Annotated in this window: 21 protein-coding genes; 1 reads left to right on the plus strand and 20 read right to left on the minus strand. The window is 61.5% G+C overall.

Annotated elements, in window-relative coordinates:
- Positions 1-13: 13 nt before the first annotated feature.
- The 12 genes from PSCI_RS01355 to kynB all read right to left on the minus strand — a co-directional run bounded on the left by PSCI_RS01355 (position 14) and on the right by kynB (position 12474).
- Positions 14-1006 (minus strand): Bug family tripartite tricarboxylate transporter substrate binding protein, encoded by a 993-nt coding sequence (locus PSCI_RS01355; protein WP_045481812.1) that lies wholly within the window; start codon positions 1004-1006, stop codon positions 14-16.
- A 39-nt stretch (positions 1007-1045) separates the two neighbouring features.
- Positions 1046-2548, minus strand: a complete 1503-nt coding sequence (locus tag PSCI_RS01360) for a tripartite tricarboxylate transporter permease (RefSeq protein ID WP_045481814.1) — start codon at positions 2546-2548, stop codon at positions 1046-1048.
- A gap of 9 nt (positions 2549-2557) precedes the next feature.
- Positions 2558-3025, minus strand: coding sequence for a tripartite tricarboxylate transporter TctB family protein (locus PSCI_RS01365; protein ID WP_045481817.1), 468 nt, complete (start codon positions 3023-3025; stop codon positions 2558-2560).
- Positions 3022-3996 carry an ABC transporter substrate-binding protein gene (locus PSCI_RS01370; RefSeq protein ID WP_045481818.1) on the minus strand — a complete coding sequence of 325 codons (975 nt, stop codon included), beginning with the start codon at positions 3994-3996 and terminating at the stop codon, positions 3022-3024. Before PSCI_RS01370 ends, PSCI_RS01365 begins: the two co-directional genes overlap by 4 nt.
- A gap of 105 nt (positions 3997-4101) precedes the next feature.
- On the minus strand, positions 4102-5172 hold the full coding sequence (locus PSCI_RS01375) for an LLM class flavin-dependent oxidoreductase (protein WP_045481823.1): 1071 nt from the start codon (positions 5170-5172) through the stop codon (positions 4102-4104).
- A gap of 429 nt (positions 5173-5601) precedes the next feature.
- Positions 5602-6099 carry an RES family NAD+ phosphorylase gene (locus PSCI_RS01380; RefSeq protein WP_045481826.1) on the minus strand — a complete coding sequence of 166 codons (498 nt, stop codon included), beginning with the start codon at positions 6097-6099 and terminating at the stop codon, positions 5602-5604.
- Positions 6099-6572, minus strand: a complete 474-nt coding sequence (parS, locus tag PSCI_RS01385) for a type II RES/Xre toxin-antitoxin system antitoxin (protein ID WP_045481829.1) — start codon at positions 6570-6572, stop codon at positions 6099-6101. Before parS ends, PSCI_RS01380 begins: the two co-directional genes overlap by 1 nt.
- Before the next feature lie 149 nt (positions 6573-6721).
- Positions 6722-7996, minus strand: coding sequence for an OprD family porin (locus PSCI_RS01390; RefSeq protein WP_045481832.1), 1275 nt, complete (start codon positions 7994-7996; stop codon positions 6722-6724).
- A gap of 52 nt (positions 7997-8048) precedes the next feature.
- Positions 8049-9467 carry an amino acid permease gene (locus tag PSCI_RS01395; protein WP_045493674.1) on the minus strand — a complete coding sequence of 473 codons (1419 nt, stop codon included), beginning with the start codon at positions 9465-9467 and terminating at the stop codon, positions 8049-8051.
- 245 nt (positions 9468-9712) lie between these two features.
- Positions 9713-10567, minus strand: a complete 855-nt coding sequence (kynA, locus tag PSCI_RS01400; RefSeq protein ID WP_045481835.1) for a tryptophan 2,3-dioxygenase — start codon at positions 10565-10567, stop codon at positions 9713-9715.
- Between the two features lie 10 nt (positions 10568-10577).
- Positions 10578-11828 (minus strand): kynureninase, encoded by a 1251-nt coding sequence (gene kynU / locus PSCI_RS01405; RefSeq protein ID WP_045481838.1) that lies wholly within the window; start codon positions 11826-11828, stop codon positions 10578-10580.
- 4 nt (positions 11829-11832) lie between these two features.
- Positions 11833-12474: an arylformamidase gene (kynB, locus tag PSCI_RS01410; protein ID WP_045481841.1), complete on the minus strand. Its 642-nt coding sequence runs from the start codon at positions 12472-12474 to the stop codon at positions 11833-11835.
- Between the two features lie 137 nt (positions 12475-12611).
- Between kynB and PSCI_RS01415 the strand changes: the two genes are divergently transcribed.
- Positions 12612-13091, plus strand: coding sequence for an Lrp/AsnC family transcriptional regulator (locus PSCI_RS01415; protein ID WP_045481844.1), 480 nt, complete (start codon positions 12612-12614; stop codon positions 13089-13091).
- 171 nt (positions 13092-13262) lie between these two features.
- On the opposite strand, the gene PSCI_RS01420 is transcribed toward PSCI_RS01415, so the two are convergent.
- The 8 genes from PSCI_RS01420 to PSCI_RS01455 all read right to left on the minus strand — a co-directional run bounded on the left by PSCI_RS01420 (position 13263) and on the right by PSCI_RS01455 (position 22584).
- Positions 13263-15080: a glycosyl hydrolase family 28 protein gene (locus tag PSCI_RS01420; protein ID WP_045481847.1), complete on the minus strand. Its 1818-nt coding sequence runs from the start codon at positions 15078-15080 to the stop codon at positions 13263-13265.
- Positions 15081-15135: 55 nt separating this feature from the next.
- Positions 15136-15504, minus strand: coding sequence for a 5-carboxymethyl-2-hydroxymuconate Delta-isomerase (locus PSCI_RS01425; RefSeq protein ID WP_045481850.1), 369 nt, complete (start codon positions 15502-15504; stop codon positions 15136-15138).
- Between the two features lie 29 nt (positions 15505-15533).
- Complete coding sequence (locus PSCI_RS01430) at positions 15534-17147, minus strand: methyl-accepting chemotaxis protein (RefSeq protein ID WP_045481852.1); 1614 nt, start codon at positions 17145-17147, stop codon at positions 15534-15536.
- A 120-nt stretch (positions 17148-17267) separates the two neighbouring features.
- The gene (locus tag PSCI_RS01435; RefSeq protein ID WP_045481854.1) at positions 17268-18044 is read right to left on the minus strand and encodes an ABC transporter ATP-binding protein; all 777 of its coding nucleotides are present in this window, start codon (positions 18042-18044) and stop codon (positions 17268-17270) included.
- Between the two features lie 11 nt (positions 18045-18055).
- Positions 18056-18895 (minus strand): ABC transporter ATP-binding protein, encoded by an 840-nt coding sequence (locus PSCI_RS01440; RefSeq protein ID WP_045481856.1) that lies wholly within the window; start codon positions 18893-18895, stop codon positions 18056-18058.
- 11 nt (positions 18896-18906) lie between these two features.
- Positions 18907-19821, minus strand: a complete 915-nt coding sequence (locus PSCI_RS01445; RefSeq protein WP_045493676.1) for an ABC transporter permease — start codon at positions 19819-19821, stop codon at positions 18907-18909.
- A 61-nt stretch (positions 19822-19882) separates the two neighbouring features.
- Complete coding sequence (locus PSCI_RS01450; protein ID WP_045481858.1) at positions 19883-21493, minus strand: ABC transporter substrate-binding protein; 1611 nt, start codon at positions 21491-21493, stop codon at positions 19883-19885.
- A 53-nt stretch (positions 21494-21546) separates the two neighbouring features.
- Positions 21547-22584 (minus strand): ABC transporter permease, encoded by a 1038-nt coding sequence (locus PSCI_RS01455; RefSeq protein ID WP_045481861.1) that lies wholly within the window; start codon positions 22582-22584, stop codon positions 21547-21549.
- Positions 22585-22638 lie beyond the last annotated feature (54 nt).

Here is a 22638-nt window from a genome sequence, read left to right on the forward strand (position 1 = left end):
CCAGCAGGTTGCCTTACTCGATTTTCACCTTCGCCGCACGAATCACCTCGCCCCAGCGCTGATGGTCATCGGCAATCACCTTGGCAAAGCCGGCCGGGGTGCTTTTTTCAAGGCTGATGCCGTTCTGCGTGAAACGCTCGGCGGTTGCCGGGGCATTGGCGATCACTTCGATGGCCTTGCTCAGGCGCTCGACGATCGGCGCCGGGGCGTCCTTGGGCAGCACCACGCCGAACCAGCCGGAAGCCACGAAACCTGGCAAGCCGGCCTCGACGGCACCGGGCACGCCCGGCAGCAGCGGCGAACGCTCGGCACTGCTGAGCACCAGACCCTTGAGTTTGCCGGCCTTGATCTGCGGCGCCAGCACGGTCAGGGTGTCGACCGCGATGTCCACTTCCCCGCCCAGCAACCCGGTGACCGCCGGAGCACTGCCTTTGTAGGGCACATGCAGCAGGTCGATCTGCGCCTGGTTTTTCAGCAGTTCTCCGGACAGGTGGCACAGCGTGCCGTTGCCGCAGGAGGAATAACTCAATGCGCCGGGGCGGGCCTTGGCGTTGCTGATCAGCTCTTGCAGGTTGTTGATCTTGCTGCTGGCATTCACCGCCACCACGTTGGGCACCGAGGCGACTACGGCCACCGGGGTGAAATCCTTCTGATAGTCGTAACGCAGGTCATTCTGCAGGTTGGGCAGAATGGTCAACTGGCCGGCGGTGGCCAGCGACAAGGTGTAGCCATCAGGTTTGGCCTTGGCCACATACTCGGCAGCAATGGCAGTGCCGGCACCGGGTTTGTTTTCGACCACCACTGGCTGGCCCAGTGAGGTGGACAATTGTTCGGCGTAGTAACGGCCGACGGTGTCTGCCGCGCCGCCCGGCGGAAACGGCACGATCAAGGTCAACGGACGGCTGGGCCAGTTCTGTTCAACAGCAGTATCGGCATGCACCAGGCTGCTCAGCACACCCAGGGTCAGGCCGGCCAGGGCGGCAGTGAAGGTACGGGTCTTGTTCATGGACATCTCGTTTTTCAGTGTTGGGCAAAAAGCGCAGGGTCAGTCTTCGTTGAACGCCACTTGGCGGGTGGCGCGAAAACGCGGCAACAGCAGCAAGGTCACGATCAACAGGGTCACAATCAGCAGGCTCAGGCTCAGCGGGCGCTGCACGAATACCAACGGGTCGCCGCGCGACAGCAACATGGCGCGGCGCAGGTTCTCTTCCATCATCGGCCCGAGGATGTAGCCCAGCAGCAGCGGTGCCGGTTCGCAGCGCAGCTTGATGAACAGGTAGCCAAGCAGGCCGAAGCCGACGGTGAGCAGCACATCGAACAGGCTGTTGTTGACGCTGTACACGCCAATGCAACAGAACAACAGAATCGCCGGGTACAGCAGGCGGTAAGGCACCGACAGCAGCTTCACCCAGATACCTACCAGCGGCAGGTTGAGCACCAGCAACAGCAAATTGCCGATCCACATGCTGACGATCAGCCCCCAGAACAACTCCGGGCGCTCGTCGAGCACCTGCGGCCCGGGCACGATGCCGTGGATCATCATTGCGCCGGCCATCAGCGCCATCACCGCGTTGGACGGCAAGCCCATGACCAGCATCGGGATGAATGAGGTCTGCGCCCCGGCGTTGTTGGCCGACTCCGGACCCGCGACACCTTCGATGGCGCCCTGGCCGAAGCGCGCAGGGTCCTTGGCCAGACGTTTTTCGAGCATGTACGAGGCAAACGAGCCGAGCATCGCCCCGCCACCCGGCAGTACGCCCAACAGCGAACCCAGGCCGGTGCCGCGCAGAATCGGCTTCCAGGCGCGGCGGTAGTCATCGCGGCTGGGCAACAGGCGTCCGACCGGGGCGATCTGGCTTTTGCCGCTGTGGTCACGCTCCAGGTTGGCGATGATTTCGGCGATGCCGAAGATGCCCATGGAGATCACCACAAAGCTGATGCCGTCACTCAGTTGCGGCAGGCCGAAGGTGAAGCGCTCGGCCCCGGAGTTGACGTCAGTGCCCACCATGCCCAGCAACAGACCGAGGACGGTCATCGCCAGTGCCCGCAGCACGTCGCCCTGGGCCAGCACGATGGCCGCCACCAGGCCCAGCAGCATCAGCGAGAAGTAATCGGCCGGGCCGAATTTGAGCGCGAACTCCGCCAGCGGTGCCGCCGCGGCGGCCAGCAGCAGGATCGCCAGGCTGCCGGCAATGAACGAGCCGATCGCCGCGATGGCCAGCGCCGCCCCTGCCCGGCCCTTGCGCGCCATGGCATGACCGTCGATGCAGGTCACCACCGAGGACGACTCGCCCGGCAAGTTGACCAGAATCGCGGTGGTCGAACCGCCGTACTGCGCGCCGTAGTAGATGCCCGAGAGCATGATCAACGCCGCCGAAGGTGTCAGGCCATAAGTGATCGGCAACAGCATGGCGATGGTCGCCACCGGCCCCAGCCCTGGCAACACGCCAATCAGGGTGCCGAGGGTTACGCCCAGCAGGCAGTAGAGCAAATTGTTGACGGTAAAGGCTGCGTCCAGGCCGAGACTCAGGTGGGCGAGCAGTTCCATGGGGCTTCCTCAGACCGGCAGTACAGGCAGATTCAGGCCCAGTGCCCACGTGAACACCAGGGCACTGAAGCCGCCCAGCACACTGCCCAGCACGGTCAGTTCCTTGAAACTGGGTTTGCGCCGCGCCAGCCCGCTGAGCAGGGTCATGACCAACGTCGCCAGGGCCAGCCCCAGACTGGGCAGCAACAGCGCGAAAGCCACCACACTGCCGATGATCGATAACCCCGCACGCACGCTGAACAGCCCGCCCAGGCCGACCTGCTCACTGGAAAACGCCAGCCCGCGCAACAGGATCAACACCCCCAGCGCACTGAGCACAGTACCAATCAGCAACGGAAAGTAGCCGGCGCCCATGCGCATTGTCGTACCCACGCTGTAGCCCCCGGCCAGGCTCAGGGCGACGCCGCCGAAGCCGAGAAACAATAGCCCGGCGCACACGTCACGGGCATCGCTGACCCGCGCCGGCCAGCGTTTCATGGCGTGGTCCTGGCACTGGCGGTCGCAGCCGCGACGCCCGGTTGCAGTGCCGCCGAGAACGACAGGTCGAACAGGCTGGCGGCCGGATAGGACTTGATCAGGCCCAGCCCGCTGAAAAACTCGATGGTCTGCTGCGCACCGGCAATCACCTGCTCGTTGAGCGGCCCAAGATCGGTTTTGGCCCGGACAAACCAGACCCGTGCAATGTCAGCGTCGGCGCGGGTACGCTTCGCCCAACTGTCGGCATACTGCTCACTGTGGGCCTGATCGCGCTGAGCCCAGTCACGGGCCTTTTTCAGGCGCTGCAGAAAATCTTCGATGGCCGCGCGCTTCTCGGCGATGGCCTTGTCGTTGGCCACCACGAAGCTTTGTGCCGGGATCAGGTCCTTGGCCGTGGCCAGTACCCGCGCACCCTGGCGCTCTTGCTGGGTGACATAGGGCTCCCAGGTGGCAATCACGTCCACCGAGCCGCCGTCCAGGGCATGTGAGGCATCCAGTGCGCTGAGGTAGCGCAGCTCCAGCGCATCACGCGGGACACCGGCCTTGTCCAGCGCGGTGAGCAGCAACTGCTGGCTCCAGGAACCTTTCCAGATCGCGGCCCGCTTGCCGCGCAGGTCGTCCAGAGTCTTGATGGGCGAGTCCTTGCGGACCAGGATCGCCACCCCGTCAAGGTTCTGCCGGCTGACGGCAATCACCTTGATCGGCGCGCCCAGCGCCCCGAGAAACAAAGGCGGTGCGTCACCCAGCAAGCCGATGTCCAGGCTGCCGACGTTGAGCGCTTCGGCCACTGGCGAACCGGCAGTGAACTGCTTCCATTCCAAGGTGTAAGGCAAATCGTCGAGAACGTTGGCGGCTTCCATCACCGCCTGGGCGTTGTAACTCTGGTCACCGACGTTCAAGGTCAACGCCGAGGCGCTCAAACTCAGGGCCGCAGCCAGCAGGCCGACGGCCAGTTTCAGGGGTTTACGCACGGTAGTCTCCAGGACCGGTTGCACAGGCAACGGCCAGCAAGGTGAGGAGCCCGATCCGCACGTGCGGTCTCGTGACAGCCTGAGTCGATTCAGAATGAGGAGGGTTCAGCCCTGACGGGCAGCGATTTTGGCGCGGGTCAACGGGATCAACTCACGGCCATAGTCTTTGGCGTCTTCGATGGGGTCGAAGCCGCGAATCAGAAAGGTGGTCACGCCCAGCTCGTAATAAGCCAGCAACGCATCGGCCACTTGTTCGGGAGTGCCGACCAGGGCGGTGGAGTTATGCCCGCCACCCACCAGCCTGGCGATACCGGTCCACAGCCGCTCATCCACGCGCTCACCTTTGGCCACGGTATCAAGCAGGCGCTGGGCACCCACACTCTGCGGTTTGTTGGCGATCACTTGGCCTGCCTGTTCGATGCGCTGGCGGGCGGCAGTGAGAATCTGGTCGGCCTTGGCCCAGGCGGCGTCTTCGGTAGCCGCGATGATCGGCCGGAACGACACACTGAACTGCACCTCACGACCGTTGCGGGCGGCCTCGGCACGCACCTGCTCGATGGTCTCACGGGTCTGCTCCAGCGACTCGCCCCACAACGCGAAGACATCGGCGTGCTTGCCGGCCACTTGCAGGGCGGCCTGTGACGAACCACCGAAGTACACCGGCAAGTGCGGTTTCTGCAGCGGCTTGATGGCCGAGAAGGCGGCCTCGGCCTGATAGAACGTGCCCTGATGATCGAAGGGCTGCTCTTCGGTCCAGACCCGGCGTACCACCTCCAGAAACTCGTCGCTGCGCGCATAGCGCTGGTCGTGATCCTGATAGTCGCCATCCTTGCGCTGCTCGGCATCGCTGCCACCGCTGATGATATGCACGGCCAGACGACCATCAAGCAGATGATCCAGCGTGGCGAGCTTGCGGGCGGCCACTGTCGGCGCAACGAAACCGGGACGGTGAGCCAGCAGGAATTTGATCTTCGAAGTGACCTGGCCGGCCAGCGCAGTGACCAGAAAACCGTCAGGCTGATCGGACCAGTAGCCGACCAGAATCCGGTCGAAACCGGCCTCTTCGTGGGCACGGGCGAAGTCGGTGATCACGTGTTTATCGAAGATCGGCCCCGTCGGTGCCAGGGTCTCGGAAGTCAGGCGATGGCCGAGCATGCCGATGAATTGAACGCTCATAGGGGTCTCCTTGATAGCGAACCTTGATTTAGCGGTTATAAATTTAATCCCGCTAAAAACCTTTTCGCATAAGCTATCGAGAACCTTGCCCCTTGTGAAATGCATTTTTGTCATATCCTAATATGAAAAAGATGCAAAATAATTTTGATATAAGACAGCCCTTCACAGGTGTGTGTGTTGCATGAAGGCAGCCTCTTCACGACCAAGGTCGTGCCCACCGTATTTCAAGACAGAATCGGGGTGGGAACGACCTTGGTCGTGAAGAGGCCGGTAAAGTCACAGCATCTGCTGCGCCTGTGCAGCAATCTTCGTCGGCAACCAAAGCACCGGCCGGCCTCTCCCATCGGGTATACGGCGTGAATCCGATCATTGCTCAGGCGTATGGCTTGATCAGGAGCAGCCTGGGGTTATAGATGCAGCCGCAGCCGGCTAGTTGACTGGCGGGTTGAGCCGCGTATCCAGGGCAAAGCGTTCCTGACTGAGCTCTTCGAACAGGCCGTCGGCGGTCAGCGGGTTGATCAGCACGTTCCAGCTGTAACGTGATACCGCCGAGGGGATGAGGATCAAGGGGTGCTGCGCCAGCAGAAGGTCGCCGTACTGCTGCTGACCGCGACCGGGCGAACCGGGAACCAGCCAGTTGGGGTTGGGCACCTCATGGGGCAAGACCCGATGCACCCGCTCAGGCTTCAGCACCCGGGCGCAGGTCAGCACATGCGCCATTGTGTCGAGCGTCTGAAAGCCCTTGTGCACCGCGACTTCAAGAATTGCAGTGGCCGGGTCGGCACTGCAATACACCGTTTTGATCCCCCTGGAGTTCCAGCGCCCACCGGCCATTTCGGCACCGATCCCTGAGGCCCAACTGCTGGCATGCCTGGCCTGATCAAGACGCCACAGGTACAGCTCACGGCTACCTGGCGCCACCAGCATCAGGAGTACACCCCGTAATCCATGCGGGTGAGGAAGTCTTCAACCAGCTCAAAGCCCATCTGGGTGGTCAGCAGCTCCAGCGGCACCCTGCCCTCCAGCCCCATGGCCGGCGTGGTCATCCAGTTCAACGCGCGCTTGCGCTCACCCAGCACCTCTTCGGCGCGGCTCAGCACACTGGCTAACCGCCAGGCGCCGTTGGTCTGTTCAGCCGTCAAAGGTTCAGGATTCTTGATTCGCCGCTGCAGAGTGCGGTCAGACAGACCAATGATGCGTGAGAACACCTGATGATCACGAAACTCGCTGCACGATTGTACGAAGGCGATGACCCGCTCTGACGGAAAGCCCTTTTCCATCAGCGAATGCAGCTCGAAAGCGTCGTTGATCGGCGGCTTGAGGTTGTCGCCGAACAACAACAACAGCGGCCTTGCCGGATCGTGGGGCACACAATAGGTGGCGCGATTTTCTGAAATCATGACGGTCACTCCTCTTGCCATATGGCAAAAATATAACGCCATATGACACAGAAAATCCAATCCACCTGATGACAGGTCGTCCAGTACGAAACCAGAGCATCCGCCTCGGCCGGGCACCTGCCAGAACTGGCAGGGCCTGGCCGCAAGGCTCAGAAGATATTGAGCGGGTATTCGATGAACGCACGCACCTCGTTGCCGTCATCCATGTAGCCGGCCGGGCGCATGTTATTGGAGGTGCGCAGCCAGGAGGTGCGCAGGCGCACTTTCAGATCCTTGGCCGCGCCGTTCTGCACCACGTACTGGAACTGATTGAAGATCTCATGCTCACGCCCTTCGCCCTGGCCGGTGCGTATGTTGTCGCCACGCACATAAGCCACGCGCCAGGTCAGGCCGGGCACGCCCAGAGCGGCGAAATCCAGTCCGTAGCCCAGTTGCCAGGAGCGCTCGTCTTCAGCATTGAAGTCCGACCAGTAGGAGTTGGCCAGAAACACCGTCGAGCCACCGTCGCCTACCCCACCGCCGCTGCCGTACCAGCCATATTGATAACCGGTGTCGCCGGAGCTGCGCTGGTGGGCGATGGTTACCGAATGCGGACCAAAGGCATAGGTTGCCGCCAGGCTCCAGATCTTGTTATCGCGGCCGGTGGCCAGGCTGTTGGCAAACTCGCGATCGAGCGTGGAACGATAGCCATTGAAGTCGAAGGTCAGCGACTGATCGCTGTGCAACGGCAAGCTGTAGGTCGCGCCCAGGTATTGCTTGGCGATGCGGTCCTCGACATCGGAAGCATAAAATGACGCACTCAGTTGTGGCGTGAACTGATAACGCGCGCCCCACAAGCGGATCGACGTCATGTCACCACTGTCACGGCCTTGCGCGCCTTTGCGAGCCTCGGCATGAAACTGCGCCGCAGTGAGCTCCAGGCCTTCGATTTCATTGGAGACCAGCATCGAACCGGTAAAACTCTCCGGCAGCAGACGTGAGTCGTCGTGATTGAGCACTGGCAGGGTCGGCATCATGTCGCCGTATTTGAGCACGGTGTTGGACACCCGCAGTTTGATCGCACCGCCGGCGCGGGCCAGGTCGTCGGCAGCCGCGCCCGAGTCACCCCGCTTGAAGAACTCGATCCCCGGCGCACCGCTGCGGCCCTTGCCACCATCCAGACGCACGGCATACATGGCAAAGGCATCCACACCCACACCCACCGTGCCCTGGGTAAATCCGGAACTGAACTTGCCGATGAAGCCCTGGCCCCATTCGGCTTTATCCTGCGCGCCGTGTTTGTAATCGCGGCTGATATAAGCATTGCGCATCAATACATTCAGATGAGCATCTTCGACAAAACCGGCTGACGCTGATTGTGCTGCGGCCCATACCGGAGCCGCGCCTAAAACACCCGCAGCCGCCATAAACAGACGAACGTACATATCACTCACTCCATGAAAAACAGGATTACAACCTGACTTGGTTACTTGCCAGTCATGGCTTCTGAGAGGTAAAAGCCGGGCTTTGAAGTTCGCTCATTGGCGGCTTTGCGAATTTGAAGGCGACCCACAACAGCACGACCCACACCGGGATCATGAACACCGAAATACGGATGCCAGGAATCATCAGCAAGACCACCAGGATCATCGCCATGAAGGCCAGGCAGAGGATGTTGCCGAACGGAAACCACAGCGCCCGGAAATGCAGGGCTTCACCTTTAATCCGCATGGCCCGGCGAAAGCGCATGTGGGTCAGGGTAATCATTACCCAGTTGATCAACAGCGCCGCCACCGCCAGCGTCATCATCAACTCGAAGGCATTGCCCGGCACCAGGTAGTTAATCAACAGGCACACGCCGGTGACCGCCGCAGAGGCCAGTACCGCCGCCACAGGAATGCCGCGACGGTTGACGCGCAGGAAGACTTTCGGCGCGTTGCCTTGTTCGGCCAGGCCGAACAGCATGCGGCTCATGCAGTAGGCGCCGCCGTTGTAAACCGACAACGCGGCGGTGAGGATCACGAAGTTGAGCACATGGGCCGCGACATCGCTGCCAATCAGCGAAAAGATCTTCACGAACGGGCTGGCGCCGTAAGCGTCCTGGCTGGACGACAGGCTGACCAGCAGCTGATCCCACGGATACAACGCCAACAGCAGGGTCAGGGCACCGACATAGAAAATGATGATGCGCCACACCACCTGGTTGATCGCCTTGGGGATCACCCGGCGCGGGTTGTCCGACTCGGCCGCGGTGATGCCGATCATTTCCATGCCGCCAAAAGCAAACAGGATAAAGCCCATGGCCATCAGCATGCCGGTGAACCCGTTGGGGAAGAACCCGCCGTGCTCCCACAGATTGCTCACCGACGCCTGCGGCCCGCCATTGCCGCTGACCAGCAGGTAACTGGCGAGCAGGATCATGCCGATGATGGCGGCGACTTTAACGATCGCGAACCAGAATTCGGTCTCGCCAAAGGCTTTGACGCTACTCAGGTTAATCACATTGACCAGCACGAAGAACAGCGCAGCGCTGACCCAGATCGGCACTTCCGGCCACCAGAACTGCACGTACTTACCGACAGCAGTCAATTCGGCCATGCACACCAGGGCGTACATGATCCAGTAGTTCCAGCCGGAGAGAAAACCGGCGAAGCGCCCCCAATAACGGGTGGCGAAATGGCCGAACGAGCCGGCTACCGGCTCTTGAACCACCATTTCACCCAATTGGCGCATGATCAGAAAGGCAATGAACCCGGCAATCGCGTAGCCAAGAATCATTGAGGGACCGGCGGTTTTCAATACCCCGGCGGTGCCCAGAAACAGGCCCGTGCCAATCGCCCCGCCCAGAGCAATAAGCTGGATATGCCGACTGCTTAGACCACGCTGTAGGGTGGTCGTATTTTGTTCGATACTCATGTATGCAACCTCGATAAGGCCGGCATGCCACGCGCCCGTGCACGCAATAACGTCGCGCAGGGCAATACGGATGCAGGTCATGGAAGAGCAGCAATAAACTGTGCGTTTTTTGGTTTTATTACGGGCAGTCGGTACGTCGAGTACGATCAGAGAGGTTCATGGCTTACCTTATTATTATTGGATGTTTTTTTGTTCTAATGACACGCAGTACAACATGGCGCATCGCAGTCGATGCGCCAGACTCGTTACAAGGTGGAACGCAAACTCCAGAGCTCCGGGAACAGTTCGGTGTCGAGCATCTTGCGTAGGTAACCCACGCCCTCGGTGCCGCCCGAGCCTTTCTTGAAACCGATGATCCGCTCGACGGTGGTCACATGGCGGAAACGCCACTGACGGAAAGAGTCTTCCAGGTCGATGAACTTCTCGGCCAACTGGTACAAATCCCAGTACTGGTGCGGGTGCTGATAGACCACCTTCCACGCCGCTTCGACCGATTCGTTATGGATCGTGCGGGTTGGCGCCACCTCTTGCAGGCGTTGTGCATCGACGTCCAGGCCGGCCTTGGCCAGCAGGCGAATGGCTTCGTCGTACAGCGACGGCTCGGCGAGGGTTTTCTGCAATTCGGCCAGCAACTCCGGGCGATGAGCGTGAGGCTCCAGCAGCGGCACGCTTTTGTTGCCCAGAATGAATTCGATCTCGCGGTACTGGAACGACTGAAAGCCCGATGACTGGCCCAGCGACGGGCGAAACGCCACGTACTCGCTGGGGGTCATGGTCGCCAGTACGGCCCAGGCATGCACCAACTGATCGAAGATCCGCGAAACCCTGGCGAACATCTTGAACGCCGGCGGCAGATCCCCTTGCTTGAGCTGTTCACGGGCCGCACGCAGCTCATGGAGCATCAGCTTCATCCACAGCTCCGAAGTCTGGTGCTGAATGATGAACAGCAGCTCGTTGTGGTCAGTGGACAACGGATGCTGGGCGCTGAGAATACGCTTGAGGTCCAGGTAGTCGCCGTAGGTCATGTCATTGCTGAAATCCAGCTTGGCATCATGCCATTGCTGGGCAGCATTACCTTGGGAGAACGGGCATTGGCTCATGGAAATCTCCTCAGGTCACCGCGTGACGGGTCTGAAATTGTGGCGCACGCCACTCTTGGTTATCGAGCACTTCGACCAGCGCCTGCACGGCCAGCCCGACGTCCTGGAACGAGGTATACAGCGGGGTGAAACCAAAGCGCATGATGCGCGGCTCGCGGTAATCACCGATCACGCCCTTGGCAATCAGCGCCTGGACCACGGCGTAGCCTTCAGGGTGTTCGAAGCTCACATGGCTGCCGCGCTGTGCATGCTCACGCGGGGTCACCAGGGTCAGCGGATGATCCTTGCAGCGCTCCTCCACCAGCCGGATGAACAGGTCGGTCAGGGCCAGCGACTTGCGGCGCAGCGCCTGCATGTCGGTACGGGCGAAGAGGTCCAGGCCGCACTCGACCATACCCAGCGACACCAGCGGCTGAGTACCGCACAGGTAACGGGTGATGCCGGAGGCCGGTTGGTAGTGCGGCTCCATGGCGAACTGGCGGGCATGCCCCCACCAGCCAGACAGCGGCTGCCAGGTCAGGTCGCACAAATCTGGCGAGACCCAGACGAAGGCCGGTGAACCCGGTCCGCCGTTGAGGTATTTGTAGGTGCAACCGATCGCGTAATCGGCCTTGGCAGCGGTCAGATCAACCGGCACCGCACCTGCCGAGTGCGCCAGATCCCAGAGCGCCAGCGCACCGTGCCGATGAATCAGCTCGGTGGTCGCGCTCATGTCGAACATGTGCCCGCTCTTGTAGTTGACGTGGGTCAGCAGCACCAGCGCGACCTTGTCATTGAGCAATGTGGGCAAGTCTTCGGGCTTGTCGATCAGTTGCAGCTCGTAGCCTTGCTGCAGCAGGTCAGCGAGGCCTTCGATGACATACAGGTCGGCCGGGAAGTTGTGCAGTTCCGAGAGAATGATCTTGCGCTGCGGCGCGCGCTCGGCCTGGATGCGCAAGCCGGCGGCGAGGATCTTGAACAGGTTGACGGTGGTGGTATCAGTGATCGCTACTTCACCAGGCCCGGCACCGATCAGGCCGGCCAGCTTGTCGCCCAGACGGGTCGACAGGGTGCTCCACTGCGCGGTGTTCCAGCTGCGGATCAGGCCTTCGCCCCACTCCTGCTCGATCATCTGCGTGGCGCGGGCCAGTGCGGCTTTGGGCCGTGCACCGAGCGAGTTGCCGTCCAGGTAGATCACCCCGTCCGGCAGGGCAAATTCATTGCGCAGCGCAGCCAGCGGATCGGCCTGGTCCAGTTCTCTGAGTTCTTGTTCAAGTGACATGGTTTTATCCTTTCAAAGGTCGCAGTACCGCACGCACAGGACTGGCGTCGAGATGGGAAAAGCGCAGGGGCAAGGCGATCAACTCGTAATCGCCTTCAGGCACCTCATCCAGGACGATGCCTTCCAGAATCGCCATGCGTGAGCGTTCCACGCAGCGATGAGCGTCCAGGGTCTTGGAGTCCTGCGGGTCCAGAGACGGCGTGTCGATGCCGATCAGGCGCACCCCGTGGCGCGCCAGCAATTCAATAGTGGCCGGGGCGACGGCCGTGAAGGCACTGTCCCAGTGGCTCAGCGGTGCCTGCTCGTAAGTGCGCAGCAGCACCCGCTCAGGCACCGCAGCCAGAGCCTGTTCGATATCACCGGGTTCGACCAGGGCGCCGCTGCCCAGGCAGTGAATGACCCGGCACGGCCCCATGTACAGGTCCAGCGAGACCTCACCAATCGGCAGGCCATCGGGGCTGTAATGCAGCGGCGCATCGACGTGCGCGCCGGTGTGTGGCGAGAGCGTAATGCGCCCGACATTGACCGGGCACTGTGGCCCATAGGCCCAGACGCGCTCTTCCTGAAACGGCGTGTCACCCGGCCAGGTGGGGGTCTGGGTGTTCAACGGCGGGCTGATGTCCCACCAGGCATTGTGCTGTTGCATTGTTATTTTGCTCCCGTGCAGCCTTTGAAGAATCTTATCCGCAGGGAAGCAGAATTATCTTGCCAAATGCTCGATCCAATGACATTTATTCGCAGATTATTCGAACCTTTAAACAAATATCGAAGGATTCTTCAATCGTGAAACTGGACAGCATTGATCTGCGCATCCTGGCCTTTCTCAATCAGGATGGACGGATGAGCAATCAGGACCTGGCAGAGAAAGTCTCGCTGTCACCCTCGGCCTGTTTGCGCCGGCTGCGCAACTTGGAAAGCGAAGGCATCATTGCCGGCTACGGCGTGCGGCTGGACGCGGCGAAACTGGGAATCGAGGTGCAGGCGATGGTCAACATCAACGTGCGCCAAGACGTGGACGGCTGGCACGAGCGGTTTATCGAAGCCATTCAGCAATGGCCTGAGGTAGCCGATGCGTTCATCGTCACCGGGGCGAGCAATTACCTGCTGCGGGTACGCACCCGCAACCTGGCGCATTACACCGACTTCATCGTCAACCGCCTGCATGCCACACCCGGCGTGACGGACATCCGTTCAGACATCATTCTGCAGAGCCTCAAATCCAGGGATAACCTGCTGGATCTGGTCAGGCCGACCCATCCTTGAAAGGACGGGATTGAGGATTACTGCCGCAGAGGTATGAGTTGCAAAAGCCAGGTTATCGGTAGGAGCGAGCTTGCTCGCGAAGGGGCCGGTAAAAGCACAACATTTGCTGTGAATGTCATGCAGCCTTCGCGACCAGGATCGCTCCTACAGGTCAGGCGTGCTTGTCGGGGCTTACTTCGGCACCGGCTCTACATTGCGGAACGTCAGGCCCTGGCTGTTGCTGACCTGCCATGGCTGAGCGTCGCCGGTTTCGCTGAAGGTCACGGTGTCGAAGCGTGAGTCTTTCAGGCCGTTGATTTTCGCCACTGCCGGGCCGCTGAAGCGTACCCGCTCGAACACCAGCTTCTCGTGGAAGGCGTCGTGTTCGCTGTCACCCTTGACCTCGATCGCGGCGCTGCGGGCGTTTTCGACGGTTACGTCACTGACCCGGATATCACGGAACTGCCCAGGGATGGTCGAGCGCTGGTAGTCGAGCTTGGCGTTCGGGTCGTGGTAGTCGAGGGTAAAGATAAACGCCTGCTTGACCGTGTTGCGGATTGCCGAGTCGCGGAAGATGACGTTGCGCGCGCCACCGCCCATGAAGTTGGTGCTCTTCATGCGCAGGCCGGCGTCGGTGCCGTCAGACACGTTGTCTTCGGCCAGAATATTCTGGATCCAGGCCCCGGTATGACTGCCGGCGACCACCATGCCGTGACCTTTGCGGAAGTAGTTGTTGAAGATCCAGGCATCTTCCTGGGGCTTCTGCTTGACCGCCTCGGCGCCGGTGCCGGAGGCGAAGTTGACGCAGTCATCGCCGGTGTCGAAGAAGTTGTTGAAGACCATGGCACCACGGCTGTTGGCGAACTCGATACCGTCACCGTTGTTGGCGTCGTAGGTCTTGTGCGTGGTGTTGGCCATCACCACGTTTTCGGTTTCCAGGTTCATGATGCCGTGAAAGGCCGGGTTGAGCACCGTGAAGCCGCCGTAGAACACGTTCTTGACATCGCGCACGGTAATCAGCGACGAACGCATCTGGCCGTAGGAGTCCTTGACGTTCAGGCCTTCGGCTACCGCGCGCTCGACCTGGGACTTGGCCAGGATGCCGTCCTGCATGTAGCGGGTATTGTCGCTGGGCAGGTAGAACGGCAATGGCTGGCCGCGCTCGTCCGTCTCATCGGCCTTGCGTTTCCAGCCGTTGCCATCGATGGTGCCCTTGCCGACGATGCGGATATTCTCGAATGCCTGATGCTTGCGCGGGTCACGCGGCAGCGCGTTGATCAGCGATGCCGGACGCACGGTGGTGGAATACGGATACTGGATATAGCCGTCACGCGGATAGTCTTCGGTACGCTCGGAACCGAGCAGGGTTGCGCCCTGGGCAATCTCCAGGGTCATGTTGCTCTTGAGGTACAGGGCGCCACTTTTATAGGTACCGGCTGGCAGCAATACCTTGCAGCCAACGGTGCAGGCATCAATGGCTTTCTGGATCGCCGCGGTGTCGAGCGTCGTCCCGTCGCCTTTGGCCCCGTACTGACGGACGTCGAACAGTGCCGGTACAGCCGTGGTGCGTTGTACCACCACCGGGCTGTCAGCCGACTCCTTGCCGTCACGATCCACCGAACGCACGGTAAAGCGGTACTCGGTGTCCGGCGTCAGGCCTTCGGCGGTAAAACTGTGAATCGAGATGCGGTGATGGAAGTTGCGCGTGTCTTGTTCATAGAACTTGTCGATGTAGGGTTTGGCCGGCGACACCTTGTCATTGTTGGCATTGGCGCCACCGAGCAGCTTGCCATTGGCATAGACCCGGTAGTCCTGGATTTCGCTGTGATTGGCCGGTTTTTCCCAGACCAGAATGATCTGCCGGTCGTCATAGGCCAGGGTCGGAACCTGCACCTTCAGCGGAGCATCCAGTGCCCAGGCCGGCAGGCTGCCGCCTAAAACCAGGGTAGCCAGCAGCGAGCGCGCCAGCGGGTTACGGGGCAAGTTCAAAACAGCGTGTTGAGCGGGCATCTTGTTTTCCTTTTTATTGTGTCCATCACATCCCGGCGGCATTGCTGCGCCGTATTTACGCCGGCGAGCCGGCTTCCTCAAGGTACTGTTGGCGGTTGACGAAGGTCTCTCTGGGCATTTCCCTCACATCCATGGATAACGCCTCGACCTCTGGCAGCAGGGCCACCAATGCCGCCAGGGTCGCCAGCGACAGGCTGCGACGTTGCTCGGCACTGCGCCCGGCGAACAACGCCAGGGTCACGTGGACAAAATCATCCTGGGTGGTGCCACAGCGGTAATGCTCGTACAGCGCCAGGCGCGCCTTGATGTCGCCGGGCTTGAACAACCCGCTGGCATCGATGGCATCGTGTACCGCCGCCAGTAGTGTCTGTTCACCCACGCGCCGGGCCAGGCTGGCGGGACAATCAATGGTGCAGTGCGGCATAGGTTCTTTCCTTCAGTAGTAAGGCGTGTCTAAAGACGAAAACGCGCAACCGACTCGCGCAGCTCATCGGCCAGACGTTCCAGTGAATGCAGGTTACCGTGGGCGGCCCGTACCGACGTGGCAGACTCTTCGACGCGGGTGGCGATGTTCTCGATGTTCTGTGCAACGCTGGCGCTGGCCAGACTTTGTTCTGCTGTGGCAGCGGTCACTTCGCGCACCTGAACCAGAGTCAGCGAAGCGCCGCTGTTGATCTGCCGCAATGCGCCGGCGGCCTGTTCGGCCAGCGCCAGACCGGCAGCGACCTGTGGGGTCACGGCGGTCATGCCATCGACCACCGAGCCGGTGTCGACCTGAATCGAACTGATCATGCGAGTAATGTCTTGAGTGGCCAGGGCGGTGCGCTGAGCCAGATTGCGGACCTCATCGGCGACCACGGCAAAGCCGCGGCCCTGCTCGCCAGCCCGCGCCGCTTCGATGGCGGCGTTGAGCGCCAGCAGGTTGGTCTGGCTGGCGATGTTGCTGATCACGCTGGTGATGCCGTCGATTTCCTGGGTGCGCTTGACCAGCCCGGCAATGCGCTGCGAAGCGTCTTCGACCTGGCTGGACACCTGGGCAATCGCGCCGGCCGCTTCACTGACCCGTTGCTCGCCTTCGGCAGCCAGTTGCGCCGAACGCGCCGAACTGGTTTCAGTCTCTTGGGCACTGGAGGATATCTGGCCGATGGTGATGGACATCTGCTCAATGGCCGACGTCGTGGCCGTGGTCGCCTCCGAGGTCTGCCGGGAAGCATGGTCGATCTGCTGCATCTGCCCGTTCAGGCCAATGGCGGCCTGGCCAAGCAATTGCGAACCGCTGTGGATGCCATGGATCATCTCGCGCAGGCTCGCCTGCATGGTCGCCACCGCCGCCAACAGGCTGTCGGCAGCGTAGTGGCCGTGCACCGGGCGGCTGAGATCGCCGCCGGCGATGGCCCGCGCCACCTCGCTGGCATAGGCCGGTTCACCGCCCAGGCTGCGGTAGATGCTGCGCGACATGCCGACCGCCAGTGCCGAGGTCACCAGCACCACCAGCAGCCCCACGCCGAAGAAGTAGCTGGCTAGGCGCCAGAACGCGGCATCGATGTCATCGACAAAAATGCCGAAGCCCACCAGCCAGTCCCAGCCTTCGATACGTATGATGCCGTTGATTTTCGGCACCGGCTGCTCGGCACCCGGATACTTGGCCAGGTCATCGAAAAACGCATAGGGGCGATCTTTCAAGCCGTCCAGATAGGACTGCCACTTGGTTCGGCCATCGGCCAGGGTCACGCCGACATCGACCTTGCCGATCACCGCCGGATTGGGATGGACCAGACCCAGCGCGCCGACGGTGCGCGCCCATACATAGGATTTCTTGCCGTCGCGCAGGCTCGACAGCGCTTCTACAGCCTTGGCCTGAGCGTCTGCGCGGCTCAGTACGCCGCGCTGCTCCAGCGACTGGAAATAAGCCACTTGATGAGCGGCCAGGTCCAGCACGGTAAAGATTTCGCTGCGTTTGTTTTCCAGCATGTTCGAGCGCAAGGCGCTCAATCCGAAGCCGGCAATCAGTAGCAGCCCGAGAACGCAACAAAAAATGATCAGAGTGAATCGATGACGCAGCTTCATACGCCTTCCTTTGCGTGATGCACGACTGATTACATCCAGCGCACAGCCGTCCTGCGCAGCATAAATGCGCAGGACGGGTATTGCGGGAGCTTGCAGGTAAAGCGCGGTGCGGGCAGCTAATCAGCCTGCCACGGCGCGTGGCGACTCGGCGCTGAAATCGCGGCTGGCCTGGACCAGCATGCGGGTGTAGTCGTGGGTGGCCAGGTCCTGGCTCAGCGCTTGGCTGTCGAGGCGCTCGACGATGCGGCCTTGCTGCATCACCGCCACCTTGTCACACAGGTGGCTGACCACCCCGAGGTCGTGGGTGACCATCAGGTAGGTGAGTTTTTCACGCTGGCGCAGGTCCGAGAGCAGGTTGAGAATCTCGGCCTGCACCGACACGTCAAGGGCCGAGGTCGGCTCATCGAGCAACAGCACGCGCGGTTCGAGAATCAGCGCCCGGGCAATCGCCACCCGCTGACGCTGACCGCCGGACAACTGGTGCGGGTAGCGATAGCGGAAGCTGTCGTTCAGACCCACCTTGATCAGGATGTCGTTGATCCGGTCGTCACGCTCGTTCATGCCGTGAATGGTCAGCGGCTCGCGCAGCGCGGTGTCGATGGTGTGGCGCGGGTGCAGCGAACCATAGGGGTCCTGGAAGACCATCTGCACCTTGCGAAAGTGCTCCTTGGGAATCTTGTGCTGCAGCGGCACGCCGGCAATGCTAAGCGCGCCGGTCCAGTGCCGGTACTGGCCGGCCAGGCAGCGCAGCACGGTGGTTTTGCCAGAGCCCGACTCACCCACCAGGCCGAACGACTCACCGTCTTCGACACTCAGGTTGACGTCGTGCAGGACCTGGTTGAGCGCCGGGCCGACACCGAAGCTCAGGTTCAGCGATTGTGCTTGGATCATGGACATGCTCAGTTACCTCAGGCGGTGAGCCATTGTGGGTCGCGTTGCAGCACCGGCAGGCGCGGACGACGGTTGTCCATGCTCGGCAGGGCAGCCAGCAGGCCACGGGTGTAAGGGTGTTCGGCGTATTGCAGGTCGCAGGCGGCCAGTGACTCGACCACACGCCCGGCATACATCACCAGCACCCGGTCGCAATAGTTACGCACCAGGTTGAGGTCGTGGCTGACGAAAATCAGCCCCATCTGCTGCTCGACCACCAGTTCTTCAAGCACGTTAAGCACCTGCTGGCGCACCGACACGTCAAGCGCCGAGGTGGGTTCGTCGGCAATGATCACTTCCGGGTTGGTGATCACCATCATGGCGATCATGATGCGCTGGCCCATCCCGCCGCTGACCTCATGCGGGTACAGATCGTAGACCCGCTTGGGGTCGCGGATGTGGACCTTCTCGAGCATCAACAGCACCCGGTCGCGGGCCTCGGCCCGGCTGGCCTTGTGGTGCGCCAGGTAGGCCTCGGCGATCTGGTCGCCAACCTTGACCACCGGGTTGAGCGAGTACTTGGGGTCTTGCATGATCATCGAGATGCGCTGGCCGCGAATCTTCTGCATGGCCTTTTCGCTGGCGCTGAGCAGATCGACATCGCCGAACTGCAGGGCCTTGGCGGTGATCTGGGTGCTGGCCGGGTGCAGCTTGAGCAAGCTGCGGCCCACGGTGGATTTGCCCGAGCCGGACTCACCGACAATGGCCAGCTTCTCGCGGCCCAGGGTGAACGACACATCACGAACCGCGTGCATTTCTTTCTTGCCGTTGACGAAACGCACATTGAGCGAATCGACATTGAGTTTGATCGTCGACATAAAGCCTCCAGTTACTCGCTACGCGGATCGAGAATGTCCCGCAGGCCATCGCCCAACAGGTTGAACGCCAGGCTGACCAGCATGATTGCCGCGCCCGGTACAGCAACCAGCCACCAGCATTCGAGCATGTAACGCCGGCCGGTGGAGATCATTGCGCCCCACTCCGGCAGCGGCGCCTGAGCGCCCAGGCCGAGAAAGCCCAGTGCAGCGGCGGTCAGGATGATGCCGGCCATGTTCATGGTCAGGCGGATGATCACCGACGACATGCACATTGGCACGATGTGGCGCAGGATGATGCGCGTCGAAGAAGCGCCCTGCAGTTCGACCGCGACCACGAAATCTGCCTTGCGCAGCGACAGGGTCTCGGCGCGTGCCAGGCGGGCAATCGGTGGCCAGGAGGTCAGCGCGATGGCGACCACCGCATGCTCAAGACCAGGGCCCAGGGCGGCGATGAAGGCCAGCGCCAGTACCAGGCTGGGGAAGGAGATGAAGATGTCGGTGATGCGCATGAACACCGTATCGACGATACCGCCGAAGTAGCCCGAGACGGTGCCGATGAACAGCCCGATCGGCCCGACGATGATGGTCACCAGGGCAATGATGTAAAGGGTAATGCGCGCGCCGTACACCAGCCGGCTGAAGATATCGCGGCCGTATTCATCGGTGCCGAACCAGTTGGCCGCACTGGGCGGCTGCAGGGCGGCAGCGAGGTTCTGCACCACTGGGTCATGGGTGGCGATCCAGGGGGCGAAGGCAGCGACCACCACCAGCAGCAGGGCCACCAGCAACCCGGCCAGGGTCATGGGGTTGCGCAGCAGGTGGTTAAACACCCGCAAGCTGCTTTTATACAGCGCTTCCATGCTGGAAGCGGGCGTGTTGTCGGCTTTGCGCTTGGCGGCTTCGGTAGAAGACATGTTGGCAATCATCGGCATGCTCTCGATGTGAAGTCATGGCCACTGCAAGCGCCCGCAGGCGCTGCAGCAGTGTTCAGCGTTGTTTGTAGACACCCAGGTAACGGGTCGCCTCGGCGTCATCGCCGGTAAAGCCCTTGACGTCCACCGCACTCACGGCGGTGTCGGTCATCTGCGAGATGACCATGATCGGGCCGACCTCCTGCTCGTAGCGGTTCTGCGCCTGGTGATACATGGCCAGGCGTTTGTCGGCATCACGCTCTTCACCCAGGCGGTCGACCAGTTCATTGATCTGCTGATCGAAGAACGAGGCGCGCCAGCCCTGGAAGTTGGGCAAGCCGGCGTTGTCGCTGTTGTCGGGGTTATAGGCAAATACGCGCAGGCTGAAGTACGGGTGCGGATAGCGTTCGGCGCCGCGCGCCACGATCATGTCAAAGTTGCGCGCGCGCATCGCGCCGTACACCTGGTTGCCGGTGCCGGTGATGATGCTGGCCTTGATTCCGCCTTCGGCGAGGGTCGACTGCATGCGCGCCGCGATGTCGATGAACGGCGGTTCGGACAGGGTGCGAATGGTTGTGCTGAAGCCTTGCGGGTAGCCGGCCTCGGTGAGCAGCGCCTTGGCCTTGGCCACGTCCATCTTGTAGCCCGGATCAGGCAGGCGGGCTTCCAGGCCCAGTTGCATCGGCCGCTGGTTGAGCGTGCCGTAGTGCGGCATGACCTGCTCGTCCAGGCCTTTGTAGTCGATCAGGTTACGCACCGCTTCGCGAACTTTCTTGTTGGCGAATTCAGGCTGTTTCATGCTCATCGCCACGTAGTACATGGTGCCGCGGGTCAGCGCCTGGACTTGCAGCTTTTTATTGCTTTCGATGGCCTTGATATCCGGTGCCGCGATGCCGTAGGCCAGGTCGAGGTCGCCGCGCTCCAGCATCAGACGCAGCGATTGCGATTCGGTCATGTGCCGGACCAGCACCCGCTTCATCTTGGCAGGCCCGCCCCAGTAACCGTCGAAGCGGGTCATCACCAGCGAGTCGTTGGCGCTCCATTTGGTCAGGGTGAACGGGCCGCTGCCGGCGGCGTTGGTCACCAGCCAGGCAGCGCCCAGATCGCCATTCTTCTCGTGCTTCAAGGCTTCGACGCGATCGACGATCACCGCACTGGGCGACACCGCCAGCGAGTCGATCACCAGCAACGGGTTGGTCGGTTGCGGCAGGTCGACCACCAGCGTGTGCTTGTCCGTGGCGCGGATCAGGCTCTGGATGTTTTCAGTGCTGTAGCCATAGGCCTTCCAGGTGGTGGCCAGGCCGAAGTTGAGTTTCATCACCCGGTACAGCGACCAGGCCACATCTTCTGCGGTCAGCGGGTTGCCAGAGTGAAACTTGACGTCAGTGCGCAGGTTGAAGGTGATCTGCTTGCCGTCGTCACTCACCGTCCAGCGCTCGGCCAGTTGCGGCAAGTGCTTTTCCGGGCTGCCGTTGTCACGCTTGATCAGCGTGTCGTAGAGGTTGGCGTTGATTCCGGAAGCATCCAGGCCCGGTGCGTTGGCCGGATCGATGGAGAACAGGTTGACCATGCTCATGCCGACGATCAACTGGTCGGCAGGGGTCTTGGCCTGTACCGCAGCCATTGGCCCCAGCGCCAGCATGACGCCAAGCAGGCTCATACGCAGTGTCGGAAATACAGTCTTCATGTGGGCATCCTTCTTTTTATAGTTATTCAATGTGTTCGCGCCAGCCTCGCGGCTTAGCGGGTCCTTGGGTCGAACACTTTGTACAGGGCATCACTGATCAGGTTGAGGGCGACGAAGATCAGACCGATCACCAACACACAGCCCATCACCGCGTTCATGTCACCGAGCATCAGGCTGCTGGTCAGGTACTGACCGAAACCAGGCCAGGCGAAGACGGTTTCGATCAGTACCGCGCCTTCGAGCAATGAGCCATAGGCCAGGGCAACCACGGTGAGCAGTTGCACGAGAATGTTGCGAAACGCATGACCCCAGACCACCTGACGGCGCGACAGGCCCTTGACCCGGGCGGTGATGATGTATTCCTGCGACAGTTGCTCAAGCATGAAGCTGCGGGTCATGCGGCTGATGTAGGCCACCGAGTTCAGGCCGAGGATCAGGCCCGGCAGGACGATGTGGCGCAGGGCACTGGAGAACGCATCCCAGTCACCGGCAATGACGGTGTCGATCAGCAGCAGGCCGGTGACTTCCGGCACCATGCCGTCGTAGGCCAGGTCGATCCGCCCTGCACCGCCGGCCCAACCGAGCCAGGCGTAGAAAATCAGCAGGCCCATCATGCCGACCCAGAAAATCGGGGTGGAATAACCGAACAGGGTAATCACTCGCGCCACGTGGTCACCGATCCGGCCCTGGTTGGCCGCCGCGACGACGCCCAGCGGCAAGCCGATGACGATACCGAACAGGATCGCCAGGGTGGCCAGCTCGATGGTCGCCGGGAACACCCGCTTGATGTCTTCCAGCACCGGGTGACCGGTGAGCAGCGCATTGCCGAAATCACCGCGCAACAGATCGCCAAGGTACAGGCCGAACTGGGCATAGATGGGTTTGTCCAGGCCCATCGAGCGATACACCTGGTCGTAGGTGGAGCTGTCGGCGTCTGGACCGACCACGGCCAGCACCGGGTCCAGCGGCATGACCCGACCAATGAAGAAAGTCAGCGCCAGCAGGCCCAGCAAGGTCACCAGAACGGTGCCTGCGCGGCGGGCAGTACCGGATACGCGAGTACCCAGAACAGAGGCAGTCGAAAGAAACATAACAGGCTCCTGAGAAAGCTTTACCAATCACCGAGGTGTGAGGGGCGCGCACGC

The organism is Pseudomonas sp. StFLB209 (genome assembly GCF_000829415.1).
Taxonomy (GTDB): domain Bacteria; phylum Pseudomonadota; class Gammaproteobacteria; order Pseudomonadales; family Pseudomonadaceae; genus Aquipseudomonas.

Excerpts from the sequence above, each read along its gene's own strand:
- PSCI_RS01355 (WP_045481812.1), bottom strand. The coding sequence starts at position 1,006 with ATGAACAAGACCCGTACCTTCACTGCCGCCCTGGCCGGCCTGACCCTG.
- PSCI_RS01360 (WP_045481814.1), bottom strand. The coding sequence starts at position 2,548 with ATGGAACTGCTCGCCCACCTGAGTCTCGGCCTGGACGCAGCCTTTACC.
- PSCI_RS01365 (WP_045481817.1), bottom strand. The coding sequence starts at position 3,025 with ATGAAACGCTGGCCGGCGCGGGTCAGCGATGCCCGTGACGTGTGCGCC.
- PSCI_RS01375 (WP_045481823.1), bottom strand. The coding sequence starts at position 5,172 with ATGAGCGTTCAATTCATCGGCATGCTCGGCCATCGCCTGACTTCCGAG.
- PSCI_RS01380 (WP_045481826.1), bottom strand. The coding sequence starts at position 6,099 with ATGCTGGTGGCGCCAGGTAGCCGTGAGCTGTACCTGTGGCGTCTTGAT.
- parS (WP_045481829.1), bottom strand. The coding sequence starts at position 6,572 with ATGATTTCAGAAAATCGCGCCACCTATTGTGTGCCCCACGATCCGGCA.
- PSCI_RS01390 (WP_045481832.1), bottom strand. The coding sequence starts at position 7,996 with ATGTACGTTCGTCTGTTTATGGCGGCTGCGGGTGTTTTAGGCGCGGCT.
- PSCI_RS01395 (WP_045493674.1), bottom strand. The coding sequence starts at position 9,467 with ATGAGTATCGAACAAAATACGACCACCCTACAGCGTGGTCTAAGCAGT.
- kynA (WP_045481835.1), bottom strand. The coding sequence starts at position 10,567 with ATGAGCCAATGCCCGTTCTCCCAAGGTAATGCTGCCCAGCAATGGCAT.
- kynU (WP_045481838.1), bottom strand. The coding sequence starts at position 11,828 with ATGTCACTTGAACAAGAACTCAGAGAACTGGACCAGGCCGATCCGCTG.
- kynB (WP_045481841.1), bottom strand. The coding sequence starts at position 12,474 with ATGCAACAGCACAATGCCTGGTGGGACATCAGCCCGCCGTTGAACACC.
- PSCI_RS01420 (WP_045481847.1), bottom strand. The coding sequence starts at position 15,080 with ATGCCCGCTCAACACGCTGTTTTGAACTTGCCCCGTAACCCGCTGGCG.
- PSCI_RS01425 (WP_045481850.1), bottom strand. The coding sequence starts at position 15,504 with ATGCCGCACTGCACCATTGATTGTCCCGCCAGCCTGGCCCGGCGCGTG.
- PSCI_RS01430 (WP_045481852.1), bottom strand. The coding sequence starts at position 17,147 with ATGAAGCTGCGTCATCGATTCACTCTGATCATTTTTTGTTGCGTTCTC.
- PSCI_RS01435 (WP_045481854.1), bottom strand. The coding sequence starts at position 18,044 with ATGTCCATGATCCAAGCACAATCGCTGAACCTGAGCTTCGGTGTCGGC.
- PSCI_RS01440 (WP_045481856.1), bottom strand. The coding sequence starts at position 18,895 with ATGTCGACGATCAAACTCAATGTCGATTCGCTCAATGTGCGTTTCGTC.
- PSCI_RS01445 (WP_045493676.1), bottom strand. The coding sequence starts at position 19,821 with ATGATTGCCAACATGTCTTCTACCGAAGCCGCCAAGCGCAAAGCCGAC.
- PSCI_RS01450 (WP_045481858.1), bottom strand. The coding sequence starts at position 21,493 with ATGAAGACTGTATTTCCGACACTGCGTATGAGCCTGCTTGGCGTCATG.
- PSCI_RS01455 (WP_045481861.1), bottom strand. The coding sequence starts at position 22,584 with ATGTTTCTTTCGACTGCCTCTGTTCTGGGTACTCGCGTATCCGGTACT.